This window comes from Reyranella sp. (assembly GCF_965279465.1).
Taxonomy (GTDB): Bacteria; Pseudomonadota; Alphaproteobacteria; order Reyranellales; family Reyranellaceae; genus Reyranella.
The window spans coordinates 4486635-4499043 of the sequence record NZ_OZ257242.1 but is presented as its reverse complement, the minus strand read 5'-3'; the positions used below and the strand labels follow the sequence as shown (position 1 = coordinate 4499043).

Below are 12409 nucleotides of genomic sequence, written 5' to 3'. Positions count from 1 at the left end.
AAGCTGGTTTGCAGCGCACGCAATGCTATGACAGTGGCGTCAGATCGAAGTTCTGTAATGTCGTCAAAGAGTTGGCCGTTCGGGGGATGCTATGGCGAAGAAGTTCGTGGTTGCGATGATGATGCACGAGACGAATACGTTCTCGCCGCTGCCCACGCCGATCGAATCCTTCGCCCGCTCCGGTGAGCTGACCGGTCCGGGTGCCATAAAGGAGTCTGAAGGGACCAACACCTCGCTCGGCGGTTTCATCGAGGTCGCGCGCAAGGCGGGCGCGGAGTTCACCGTCCCGATGGCGGCCTCCGCCAATCCCTCGGGCCTCGTCACCGAGGCCGCCTACGAGCAGATGACGACGGCGATCGTCGACGAGATCCGGAAGGGCTGCGACGCCGTTCTCCTTGCCTTGCACGGCGCCATGGTCGCCGAGCACTACGACGATGGTGAAGGCGAACTGCTGAACCGCATCCGCAAGATCGCCCCCGACGTGCCGATCGCGGTCGCGCTCGATTTCCATACCCAGATGACCGACGCCATGATCAAGGGCGCGTCGATCATGACCGGCTACCGGACTTATCCCCATATCGACATGGCCGACACGGCCCGCCGGGCCGGCCGCACGCTGATGCGGATGCTGGCCGGCGAGGTCGAGCCCCGGATGGTGTGGGGCAACCGGCCGATCATGAGCAGTTCGCTCGTCCACACCCCCTCGCGCGAGCCGATGAAGACCCTGATGGGGATGGCGAACCAGGCCGAGGATACCGGCCAGGTGCTGAATGCCTCGGTGTTCGGCGGGTTCCCGCAGGCCGACATCCCTCACCTCGCCCTGTCCTCCGTGATCGTCTGCGACAAGCGCACGGCCGAGGGCGAGATCCTGCTGAACAAGATCCTCGATACGGCATGGGAGAAACGCGAAGGCTTCCTGTTCCACCCTGAACCCCTCTCCGTGCAGGTTGCCCGCGCCAAGGGTCTCGACGGCGGGCCCGTGGTGATGGCCGACCACGGCGACAACACCGCCTCGGGCGGTACGCAGGACGTCATGAGCGTGATCGAGGAAGCCATGAAGCAGGGCCTCGAGGACGCCTGCGCCGGCCCGATCTGCGATCCGGGCTGTGTCGCGCAGATGATCGAGGCCGGCGTCGGCAGCGAGGTCACGCTCGAGCTCGGCGGCAAGGTCGACATGCCGGCCATGGGGCTGAAGGGCAAGCCGCTCACGGTCACCGGCAAGGTCAAGGCGATCACCGACGGCCAGTTCGTCGTCACCGGCCCGATGGCGACCGGCACCACGATTCGCATGGGCCGCACCGCCGTGCTCGACACCGGCAAGATCCAGATCGTCGTGTCGGAGAAGCGCAGCGAGCCGTTCGACCTCGGCGTCTTCACCCATTGCGGCATCGACCCCCGGCGCAAGAAGTACGTGCTGATCAAGTCGCGCCAGCATTTCCGGGCCGGCTTCGAACCGATCGCCAAGCACATCGTGATGTGCGACGGCGACGGCTGCACCGCCTCGGACCTGAAGCTTTTCAAGTACGAGAAGATCAAGCGGCCGCTCTATCCGTTCGACCCCGACATGCGGCTCGGCCGCAACGAGGTCTGAGCTCATTCTCTTCCTCTTCCGGACCGCGAGCCTCTGGCTCGCTCATGCTCATGAGCGAGCCAGAGGCTCGCGGTCCGGAAGATCATGACAAGGAGTCCGCCGTCATGCCCACCTACGACATCGTCATCCGCAACGGCCAAGTGGCCGACGGCACCGGCAGAAAGCTGTTCGCCGCCGACGTGGCGCTGAAAGGCAACCGTATCGCCGCGGTCGAGGCGCCGGGCACGCTCACGGGCGACAACGAGATCGATGCCAAAGGCAAGGTCGTGGCGCCGGGCTTCATCGACGTTCACACGCATGACGACACCGCGCTGATCGACAACCCGACCATGGCGATGAAGGCCAGCCAGGGCGTCACCACCGTCGTCTGCGGCAATTGCGGCGTCTCGGCCGCGCCCTATCTCAACGACGACGTCGGCCACTGGATGTCGCTGATCATCAAGAAGAAGGACAATGCGGCCAAGACCTTCGCGGCGTTCGCGGGCAAGGTCGATGCGGCCAGGCCCGCCATCAACGGCGCCTTCCTGATCGGCCACGGCACCTTGCGCATGAACGCCATGGGGGACGACCTCAATCGCGTGGCCACCGCGCCAGAGATCAAGCAGATGCGCGAGTTGCTCGACCAGAGCCTCGAGCAGGGCGCAGTCGGCATGTCGAGCGGCCTGTTCTACGCCGTGTCCAACGCCGCCTCGACCGACGAGGTGGCCGAGGTCGCCCAGCCGCTCGGCAAATGGGGCGGCGTCTACACCGCGCACATGCGCGACGAGGGTGACCACATCATCAAGGCGATGGACGAGACCTTCGAGATCGGCCGCCGCGCCGGCGCGGAGATCATCGTCTCGCACCACAAATGCTCGGGCCGCAGCAACTTCGGCCGCATGACCGAGACCCTGCCCAAGTTCACCGAGGCGATGAAGCAGCAGCAGATCGCCTTCGATGTCTATCCCTACATCGCCGGCTCGACGATCCTGCGCACCGACATGCTGGAGCGCGCCGACAAGGTGCTGATCACCTGGTCGGACAAGGTGCCGGGCCTGAGCGGCCGCGACCTCGCCGACATCGCCCGCGAGATGGGCTGCTCGATGAAGGAAGCGGGCGACCGCATCCAGCCGGCCGGCGCGATCTACTTCATGATGGACGAGAAGGACGTGCAGGCGGCAATGAGCCATCCCGGCGCGATGATCGGCTCGGACGGCATCCCGTTCGACGCCCATCCCCATCCGCGCCTGTGGGGCACCTTCCCGCGGGTGCTGGGCCACTACTCGCGCGAACTCAAGCTCTTCCCGCTCGAGGACGCCGTGCGCCGCATGACGTCCTATTCGGCGCAGCGCTTCCATCTGACCGGCCGCGGCGAAGTGAAGGCCGGCTACTACGCCGACCTCTGCATCTTCGATCCCGCAACCGTGATCGATACTGCGACCTTCGAGAAGCCGATGACGCCGGCCGCCGGCATCGACACGGTGCTGTGCAACGGCGCCATCGTCTGGCGCGACGGCAAGCCCGGCGGCGGCCGCTCCGGCCGCGCCCTCAACCGCCAGCAGATGCAGGACGAAGCGAAGGCTTCGTAACGTCATGGTCTTCCGGACCGCGAGCGTCCCGCTCGCTCGAGTTCATGAGCGAGCGGGACGCTCGCGGTCCGGAAGACTCCGAACACTCGTCCGAAGACGCGCGCGTCGCCCCTCCTGACAGGCACCACAGGCATGGAGAGAGACTCGACCGAGGTCTGGCGGTGGACGGCATTCTGGGTCGCCGTGATCGTTACCGGCCTCGGAACCGGGCTCGCCACCGCAGCGCTGATGAACCTGTTGTACGCGGTGCAGCATACGCTGTGGCCTGGCTCCGGGCTGGACCTGCTTGACGCCGCGACACAAGCGGATTGGAAGCATCACCTCCTCGTGCTGCTGGGCGCGGGTCTCCTGGCGGCCGCCGGTCAGTCCCTGTTGGGACATCTGCCGAGCGGCAACGGTACCGACGTCGTCACCGCAATCTCATTGTACAGTGGACGGGTGCCGGCCTTGCGCACGCTGGGAAGCGCGGTGCTCTCGGTCGTCGTTGTCGGCATGGGCGCCTCGCTCGGACGGGAAGGCGCGCCAAAGCAGGCCGGCGCCGTCATCGCCAATGCCGCTGCAGATCGAGCGGGGTTTTCGGACGACGACCGGCGGCTGCTGGTCGCCTGCGGTGCTGGTGCCGGCTTGGCTGCGGCGTATGGCGTCCCGGTCGGTGGTGCGCTTTTTGCGCTGGAAGTGCTGCGCGGACAGCTTGCGTTGCGCTTCGTCCTGCCGGCTCTGGTCACCACATCGACAGCCACCGGGATGGCCTGGTGCTTCCTGCCCGACGCGCCGACCTATGCGATCCCGGCCTATACGGGTTCACTGGCGATCGTCGCCTGGGCGTTGATGGCCGGTGCGATTGCGGGTTTCGTTTCTACGCTGTTCGTCCGCGCCGTGGCGTGGGCCGGCCATCACCGCCCGCAAGGATGGCGGCGCGTCGCGGCACCGGTCCTGGCGCTTTCAGTCCTGGGCGCGGTGTCGATCGCGTTTCCGCAACTGCTGGGCAATGGCCGCGACATTGCAGCGTTGGCGTTTTCCGGTCAGGTTTCACTACTGCTGCTGGTGGTCCTGCTGCCGCTCAGGCCCGCGGCAGCCCTCCTGTGCTTGAGCAGCGGCGTGCCGGGCGGCCTGCTCACACCGTCACTGGCACTCGGCGCCTTGCTCGGCGGCGTGCTGGGTTATCCGTGGTCGTTGTTGTGGCCTGACCTGCCTTCAGGCCTGTTCGCGGTGCTGGGGGCCGCCGCAGTGCTGGCAGCGACGACGCAAGGACCGCTTTCAAGCGTCGTGCTGATCATCGAGCTTACCGGACAGGCACGATCCTTCATCCTTCCCCTCTTGATCATCGTCGCCGTAGCGACCCTGGTCGCGCGTCGCTTCGAGACCCGCTCCATCTATGATGCACGGCTGAGCGATGCGGAAGCAAAGGAACGACAGAGACGCCGTGAGCTGAGAACCTGAAGCACGCCCATCAAAGAGCACCGGCTTTGGCCGTACGGAAGTGCTCCTAGAAGGAACTGCGCCTCAGGCGTGACGCACGCCACAGCAAAAAAAAAAGGCCCGCGGTGAGCGGGCCCATTCAATTCCTCAGTCGGCGCCTTCGTCGCGGCGGGTGCGCTCCATCCGTTCGTGGCGCTCCTGCGCCTCGACCGAAAGGGTCGCGATCGGGCGGGCTTCGAGGCGCTTCAGCGCGATCGGCTCGCCGGTCTCCTCGCAGTAGCCGTAGGTCCCCTCCTCGATCGACTTCAGCGCCGACTCGATCTTGGAGATCAGCTTGCGGAAGCGATCGCGGGTCCTGAGCTCCAGGGAGCGATCGGTCTCGGCCGTGGCACGATCGGCGAGATCGGGCTGGGCCAGGCTTTCTTCCTGCATGTTCTGCAAGGTCTGGTTTGATTCCTCGACCAGCTCTGCTTTCCACTTCAGGAGCTTCTGACGGAAGTACTCCTGCTGCATCGCATTCATGAAGGGTTCGCGGTCCGTCGGCCGATAATTCTGCGGCAACGTAATCGACATCGTTGGCAACTCCACTCCCCAGCGACCACACTATGTCCGCCTTGAGCGAGGCGGGCCTCCGAAGGCGCGCGAGGTATAGGGACCGTCCATGACTCTCGCAAGGTGGATCGTGGCTGTTCGCCGTGAGTTGTAGTGCGGTGCAGCATAACGAAGGTCGATATTTTTGACAGAGATGTGAAGCTTTACCCATATGCACGGGATTAGTGTATTGCACCGCACCAAACTGGGAATTTGCCCTCGACATGCGTGAACAAATTGGCAATTCGCTGCTCTCGCCGGGCGACTTCGTGCGCCATCCCGGCCGGCCCGACTGGGGGCTGGGCCAAATCCAGTCGATTGTCGGCACGCGGATCACGGTCAATTTCGAGAATGCGGGCAAGCTCCTCATCGACGGGAGCGTGGTCGAGCTCGAGCCAGTCGAGCTTCCGCGGCGCTGAGTTCCTCCGGCGTATTGACATTCGTGAATGGGGCCGGATCGCCCGGCCACGCCAGCTCGGCCGCGACATGGCGCTCGGCGAACTGGCCGACCCGCCGCACTCCCTCCTCGAGGATCGCGCGCCGCAGGTCGTCCACGAGCTTGACCGACCAGACGCCGAGCGAAGGCTCGCGATGGCGCCCATGGCGAACCACCAGCACATCGGGCTCGGGCACGTGCATGTGGCCGCACAGACGCACCGTCAGGTCGAGCGGCAGGAAGGGCACATCGGCCGGCGCCGTGAGTATCCAGCCCGCATGGGGATGGTGCTTCAGCGACCATTCCATCCCCGCCAGGATGCCGGCCAGCGGCCCGAGCCGGCGGCCCTCCCGCTGGGCGGCGCGCTGGATATCCGGCGGATCGGCGATCACCGGGACCTTGAGCTGGTCGAAGGCCGGATCGGGATCGTTGGCGACCACGACGAGGTCCATGACCTGCGGCCGCAGCCGCTCGACGACATGGGCCACCATCGGCTTGCCTCCGAGCAGCCGGAGCGGCTTCTTCACGCCCTCGCCCATGCGCCGCCCCTCGCCGCCCGCCAGGACGACCCCGACGAGGGCGCCGGACCGGACCGGGCTGAAAGGACCACGCGCGTTGACCACCATGCCGCACTATGCGAAGCGCTGAGGGAGACACAAGGGGGAGGAATCGATGGCTTTCAGCATCGCCAAGGTCGCCAACTGGCTGCATCAGGTCGACAAGGCCCGCGCCGTCGTCGGCTGGTGGCCCGCGCAGTTCGCAACCGACGATGAACGTGTGGCCTACAAGGTCCAGGACGCGTTCCTGAAGAAGCAGATGGTCAAGCAGGGCCCGCTGGCCGGCTACAAGATCGCGCTGACCTCGCCGCAGATCCTGGCACAGACCGGCCTCAAGGGCCCGTGCTACGGCCCGATCCGCAAGAAGCGCGTGTTCGAGCACAAGGCCGTCGTGCGCGCCGATCGCTGGACGCGGCTCGGCGTCGAGCTCGAGGTCATCTTCATTGTCGGCAGCGATGTGCCGAAGCCGAAGGACAGGCCGTACGACAAGGACTCGATCGCCGACTATGTCGGCGAGGCGCGCGCCGGCTTCGAGCTGATCGAGGATCGCGGCGCGGATTACAGCCGGCTTGCGGTCAATCCGCTGATCATGGATGCCGGCTGGAACGGCGGGTCGCTGCTTGCCAGGCCGAACAGGAAGTGGCGCGACCTCGCCATCGACAAGCTCGACGGGTCGATTTCCTTCGACGGCGTGGAGATGCGCACCGGCCATTCCGGCGACGTGCTGGGCCATCCCCTCAACGCGCTGGCTTGGCTTGCCAACAAGCTGGGCGAGCACGGAAAGATGCTGAAGAAGGGCATGATCGTGTCGAGCGGCAGCATGGTCGCCTGCCAGTTCGTGCCGCCCGGCAGCACCGCCACCGGCAAGATCGAGGGCTTGGGCGAGGTGACGCTGAAGTACGAGCTGCCGAAGTAGGCCTACCAGTCCTCCTGAGCGCAGCGAATTAGCCGGGCCCGCGGCCCGTCCGCGGGCCCGGGCGGCCTGCGCACGTCGGCGAGCTCGCACCCGCCACAAGGAACGCCACTGGGGTTGACGCCAGATCCTTCGCTTCGCTCGGAGTTTGTGAGTTTATCGTTAAGTCGATGTCATGTTGCTGGGAGCGCGGCTCTCCAGACCCGCTCTTTCTTCGGTTTGCCACAGACCATGAGCGGCTCTGGAGAGCCGCGCTCCCAGCGTAACGCCCTCTGAAATCAAAAACTCGCAAGCTCTCAGGAAGACAGGAGGCGCCCACAGTCCGGCGAGAGGTTTACCGCACCTCGCGGACCCATGCCGTCGAGGCGAGCGAGGGGTCGGGGCGCAGCTGGCGCCACGACAGGCGGCGCACCGCATCGCGGCCAACGACCAGGGCGTCGTAGTCCGACGGGAAAAGCTGGGCGATTGCCGGGTCGAGCGCATTGAGGCCGCCGGCATAAGCCCCGAAGGCCGGCAGGATCACGCGCCGGCCGTCGGTCAGGAAGCAGCGCCGACGAAAGCCGCGACCCTGCACCGTGAGTGCCGCGACCGGATGATAGTGGCCCGAGATCTCGCCCTCGGCCGGGCCGAACATTGCCTCGTGACGGAACAGCAGCGGACTGTCGGCGATCTCGACCGCGACATGGCCCCAGCCATCGGGCGGCGGCGCGGGATCATGGTTGCCCGCGACCCAGATGAAGCGCGCGCACCGGGTGAGTCGTTCGATCTCGGCGCGCTCGGCCGGAAGCAGGCGCTCGATCGCCGTGCGGTCATGGAAGGAATCGCCGAGGCATACGACCGTCTCCGGCTGCAGCGCATCGATCAGCGCCGCCAGCATCGACAGTGTCTGCCGCGTGTCGTGGCGCGGCAGCAGCTTCAGCGCATTGACGGCGTAGGACGAACCCTTCTCGAGATGAAGGTCGGCGACTGCAAGCAATCTGCGCGCGGGCCAGTGCAGCGCGCCTGCGGGCAGCGCCTCGAGCCGTTCACCGGCACACAGGAACTCGTAAGGACTCATGGATGGTTCAGGATACGCGCCGGTCGGAACAAACGACCATATCCCATGGATCTCCGCGTCGGCCACCGCGACACAGACGACCGGACGGCGCCACACGCGCGCCATGAAGCCGGGTAAAGTCTTCGCTCCTGGACGATTGACCCGGTCCAACCCCGTGCGCAAGGTGCCTCGATGCGTAAGCTTGTGAGTTTCCTCGCCGCGGTTTCCGCGCTGTGCCCGCACTGGGCGGCGGCCGAAATGCTGCCGCATCGCGCCGAATACGCGCTTCGGCTGGGACCGGCAGCCAATGCACCGCGCATCGGCACCGCCATCCAGGACCTGACGCAGGATTGCGGTGGTTGGCATCTCAAGCGCGACATCGACAGCGAGATCGCGATCACGCCGTCGTGGAAGATGACCGTCGTCTCCAAGCTCGACAGCGAGGAGCTGCGCAGCGGCAATGCGCTGCGCTATCGCACTGTCCAGCTCCAGAACGGCAGCGAGCGCGAGACACGCGGCAAGGTCCAGCGTTCCGGCAAGGAACTTCGCGCCGAGATCGTCTCGCCCAACGGCCCCAAACAGTTCGTCCTGCCGCCGCCCACCCTGATGCCGGTTGGCGCGATCGGCCACCTGATCGAGCGTCTGGGCGCCGGCGCCGCGTCCTTCCCCGCCCTCGCCTTCGACGCCGAGGTGATCGGCGACGCCTTCCTCATCGACGTCACCGAGATCGATCCCGGCGTGCTGCGCGGGCCGCGTCCCGGCGACCGGACGGTCACCGTACCCGGCCGGTCGTGGCCGGTCTTCATGAGCTTCACACGCGGCCGGGAGCAGCAGCAGAAGCCCTTGTTCACGCTGAAAACGCAGGTCTTCGAATCGGGCGTGCTCGACCGGCTGACGGTCGAGACCGGGCTGGTGGTCGTGACCGCCGACCTGACCAAGCTCGAGATGCGCAAGCCGCCGGTTTGCCCGCGCTCCTGATCGCATTCATCCGTCCACCCCGGCCCCGCGTATCTGGAGCATAGACAAGGGTGACCTTTGCCGGCTTCTATCGTCTGGTTTCGCAACGACCTCCGGCTGGCCGACAATCCCGCGTTGATCGCGGGACTGGGTTCGGGCCGGCCGGTGATTCCCGTCTTCGTTCTCGACGAGGAAACCCCGGGCATCCGTCGGCACGGCGCGGCCTCGCGCTGGTGGCTGCATCACAGCCTGCGCGCGCTCGATGCGTCGCTGCGGTTGCTCGGATCCCGCCTGATCCTCCGGCGCGGCGCAGCGGAGCATGTGATCGGCGAACTCGCGCGCGAGTGCGACGCATCGGCGGTCTATTGGAGCCGCGCCTACGATCCGGGCACACGCAATCGCGACGCGCGCATCAAGCAGACCTTTGAGAAGCGCGGCATTGCCGCCGATGGGCTGAAGGCGAACCTCCTGTTCGAGCCCTGGGAGGTGAAAACCTCCAGCGGCGGTCCGTACAGGGTTTTCAGCGCCTTCTGGCGCGCCTGCAGGACGATGCGGGCTCCGGCGGCGCCGCTCCCCGCCCCGCGCACTCTGCCGGCGCCGGGACTCTGGCCTTCGAGCGACGATCTCGCGGCATGGCGCCTGCTGCCAACCGCGCCCGACTGGGCGGGTGGCCTCGGCGCAACCTGGACGCCAGGCGAGGCTGCGGCGATCACCCGGCTGGCCGACTTCCTCGACGACGCGCTGGTGCACTACCGGCAAGGTCGCGACGTGCCGTCGACGAAGGCGACCTCGCGCCTGTCGCCGCATCTGGCTTTCGGCGAGATCAGTCCGCGGCAGATCTGGCGGGCCGCCGCCACGCGCGGCCATTCGGCGCCAAGCGAGAAGTTCCTGGCCGAGCTCGGCTGGCGCGAATTCGGCTATGGCCTCCTGTTCCAATCGGACGATCTGGCGCAGCGCAATTTCCGGCCGGAGTTCGACGGCTTTCCCTGGCTCGACGGGGACGAGGCGCTGGAGGCGTGGCGGCAGGGCCGCACCGGCTATCCGATCGTCGACGCCGGCATGCGTGAGCTCTGGACGACGGGCTGGATGCACAACCGCGTGCGCATGATCACCGCCTCGTTCCTGACCAAGGACCTGCTGATCGACTGGCGTATCGGCGAGCGCTGGTTCTGGGATACGCTGGTCGACGCCGATCCGGCCAGCAATCCGATGAATTGGCAGTGGGTCGCGGGCTGCGGCGCCGATGCCGCACCCTACTTCCGCATTTTCAATCCCACGCTGCAGGGCGAGAAGTTCGATCCGAACGGCGACTATGTGCGCCGCTGGGTACCCGAGCTCGCGTCGCTGCCGGCCGAGACGATCCACCGCCCCTGGGCCGCGGATCAGGCCATTCCTCCGGAAATCTATCCCGCGCCGATCATCGACCATGCGGCGGCGCGACAACGGGCGTTGCAGGCTCTTCGTCGCGTGAAGGGAACAGGATGAGGATCGCCGTCATCGGAGCGGGCATTGCCGGTCTCGGCGCCGCCTGGTCGCTGTGCCGCGACCACGAGATCGTCCTCTACGAGCGCGAGGAGCGGTTGGGCGGCCATGCCTGCACCGTCGACGTGCCGACGCCGCGCGGGCCGCAGCCGGTCGACATGGGCTTCATCATCTACAACGAGCGCAACGATCCGAACCTGGGGGCGCTGTTCGATCACCTCGGCGTGCCGACCGAGGAATCCGACTTGTCGTTCGCCGTCAGCGTAGACGACGGTGCGTTCGAGTACGGCAGCTCCTGTGCCAACTACTTCGCGCAGCGCATCAACCTCGCGCGGCCGTCCTTCCTGCGCATGACACGGGACATCCTGCGTTTCAACCGGCAAGCGCCGCGGCTGCTCGAGCAGGCCGAGGACCTCGACTTCACCCTCGGCGACTTCATCGCCGCCGCCCGATTCGGCCAGGCCTTCCGAGACCGCTACCTGGTGCCGATGGCAGCCTGCATCTGGTCCTCGCCGGTCAACCGGATGCTCGATTATCCGGCGCAGCCATTCGTGCGCTTCTTCCACAATCACGACCTGCTGACGCTCGGACCGCAGCGGCGCTGGCGCACGGTGAAGGGCGGCAGCCGGTCCTACGTCGACCGCCTCGCAGCGCCGCTGCTGAAAGACGCAACGATCGCCCCCGAAGCGATCGGCGTGCGCCGCGGCCATGACGGTGTCTGGATCAAGGATGCCGGTGGACACTGGGGATGCTTCGACAAGGTCGTGCTCGCCTGCCACGCCGACCAGGCGCTCGGTCTGCTGATCGATCCCGACCAACGCGAAGGCATGCTGCTCGGCAGCTTCGCCTATTCGTCGAACGAAGTCTGGCTGCACGGCGATCCGGGCCTGATGCCGCGCCGGCGCGATGTCTGGTCGAGCTGGAACTACGTCTCCGAGAGCCAGCCGACCGACGGCAAGGCGAGCGTGACCTACTGGATGAACCGGCTGCAGAACTTCCCCGAGGACCTACCCTTGTTCGTCTCGGTCAACCCGATGCGCACGCCCGCCATGGGGCAGGCCCATGCCCGTCAGGTCTTCCAGCATCCGATGTTCGATCCCGCCGCGATCCGCGCCCAGCGGAATCTGCACGAGATCCAGGGAGTGCGCGATACGTACTTCTGCGGCAGCTATTGCGGCTACGGCTTCCACGAGGACGCGCTGTCGGCCGGGCTCGACATCGCCGAGCGGCTCGGCGCGCGCCGCCCCTGGGCGAGGCCAGCGGAGCTTCGCGCGATCGGTGCGGCCCCAAGGGTAGTCGCCGACCGCCTGCGATCGCAGCCGCTCTCCCGTCCGGCGGCGGCACGTCTTTCGTGAATCGCACTGCATTCGGCACTTTCCGTCATCTCGACGAAGGCCCGAAGAGCCGCGGGGAGAAATCTTCCTTCCACGACACGCCGTCGCCGGTGGAAGCAAGGTTGCTCCACTCCGCGCTTCGCGCTCCGAGTTTGTGAAAGAATAGTTTGGCGAGTTAGGGATGAATATTGCTACCCACTTTCCTCACCCTGAGGAGCATAGCAAAGCGGAGCGTCTCGAAGGGTGGGCAACGCGTACAACCTCGATAAAATGCCGAGATCGCAGCACTTTCCGTGCGTCCTTCGCGTCGCCATCCTTCGAGACGCTCCGCTGCGCCGCGCTCCTCGGGATGAGGCGGAGGGGTAGCCAGATTGGTCTTCTCACTGCCGGCCGATAAATTCACAAGCTCTCCGGTCGAGACGACGGACGAAAGCGTATGCGATCCCGCATCAATGCCTTCCGCTACCACGCGGCCTACCTGTGCCTCGATCTCTCCCGCTCGAACGCGCTTCCGGGCGCTGGCTG

General features: G+C 66.4%; 11 protein-coding genes. 8 read left to right on the top strand and 3 right to left on the bottom strand.

The annotated features are described in order from the left end of the window. Window positions 1–91: 91 nt before the first annotated feature. The 3 genes from ACQY8M_RS21815 to ACQY8M_RS21805 all read left to right on the top strand — a co-directional run bounded on the left by ACQY8M_RS21815 (window position 92) and on the right by ACQY8M_RS21805 (window position 4599). Complete coding sequence (locus ACQY8M_RS21815; RefSeq protein WP_428659586.1) at window positions 92–1591, top strand: M81 family metallopeptidase; 1500 nt, start codon at window positions 92–94, stop codon at window positions 1589–1591. Window positions 1592–1695: 104 nt separating this feature from the next. Next, window positions 1696–3159, top strand: a complete 1464-nt coding sequence (locus ACQY8M_RS21810) for an N-acyl-D-amino-acid deacylase family protein (protein ID WP_428659583.1) — start codon at window positions 1696–1698, stop codon at window positions 3157–3159. 183 nt (window positions 3160–3342) lie between these two features. Further along, window positions 3343–4599 (top strand): chloride channel protein, encoded by a 1257-nt coding sequence (locus ACQY8M_RS21805; RefSeq protein WP_428659580.1) that lies wholly within the window; start codon window positions 3343–3345, stop codon window positions 4597–4599. Between the two features lie 126 nt (window positions 4600–4725). On the opposite strand, the gene dksA is transcribed toward ACQY8M_RS21805, so the two are convergent. Next, a complete protein-coding gene (dksA, locus tag ACQY8M_RS21800) occupies window positions 4726–5151 on the bottom strand; it encodes an RNA polymerase-binding protein DksA (RefSeq protein ID WP_428659577.1) in 426 nt (141 codons plus the stop codon). Window positions 5152–5393: 242 nt separating this feature from the next. Between dksA and ACQY8M_RS21795 the strand changes: the two genes are divergently transcribed. Then, window positions 5394–5588, top strand: a complete 195-nt coding sequence (locus ACQY8M_RS21795; RefSeq protein ID WP_428659574.1) for a DUF3553 domain-containing protein — start codon at window positions 5394–5396, stop codon at window positions 5586–5588. Here the strand turns inward: ACQY8M_RS21795 and mobA are convergent. After that, window positions 5536–6231 (bottom strand): molybdenum cofactor guanylyltransferase MobA, encoded by a 696-nt coding sequence (gene mobA / locus ACQY8M_RS21790; RefSeq protein ID WP_428659571.1) that lies wholly within the window; start codon window positions 6229–6231, stop codon window positions 5536–5538. The genes ACQY8M_RS21795 and mobA overlap by 53 nt on opposite strands. A 46-nt stretch (window positions 6232–6277) precedes the next feature. Between mobA and ACQY8M_RS21785 the strand changes: the two genes are divergently transcribed. Next, window positions 6278–7078, top strand: coding sequence for a 2-keto-4-pentenoate hydratase (locus tag ACQY8M_RS21785; protein WP_428659568.1), 801 nt, complete (start codon window positions 6278–6280; stop codon window positions 7076–7078). A gap of 331 nt (window positions 7079–7409) precedes the next feature. Here the strand turns inward: ACQY8M_RS21785 and pdeM are convergent, their stop codons facing one another. Further along, window positions 7410–8132: a ligase-associated DNA damage response endonuclease PdeM gene (pdeM, locus tag ACQY8M_RS21780; protein ID WP_428659565.1), complete on the bottom strand. Its 723-nt coding sequence runs from the start codon at window positions 8130–8132 to the stop codon at window positions 7410–7412. Between the two features lie 171 nt (window positions 8133–8303). On the opposite strand from pdeM, the gene ACQY8M_RS21775 reads away from it, so the two are divergent. Genes ACQY8M_RS21775 through ACQY8M_RS21765 form a run of 3 tightly spaced genes read left to right on the top strand, consistent with a single transcriptional unit; the run spans window position 8304 to window position 11905 of the window. Further along, window positions 8304–9089 (top strand): EipB family protein, encoded by a 786-nt coding sequence (locus ACQY8M_RS21775; RefSeq protein WP_428659562.1) that lies wholly within the window; start codon window positions 8304–8306, stop codon window positions 9087–9089. A gap of 57 nt (window positions 9090–9146) precedes the next feature. Beyond that, window positions 9147–10553, top strand: a complete 1407-nt coding sequence (locus ACQY8M_RS21770; RefSeq protein ID WP_428659559.1) for a cryptochrome/photolyase family protein — start codon at window positions 9147–9149, stop codon at window positions 10551–10553. Continuing rightward, the gene (locus ACQY8M_RS21765; RefSeq protein WP_428659556.1) at window positions 10550–11905 is read left to right on the top strand and encodes an NAD(P)/FAD-dependent oxidoreductase; all 1356 of its coding nucleotides are present in this window, start codon (window positions 10550–10552) and stop codon (window positions 11903–11905) included. Before ACQY8M_RS21770 ends, ACQY8M_RS21765 begins: the two co-directional genes overlap by 4 nt. Window positions 11906–12409 lie beyond the last annotated feature (504 nt).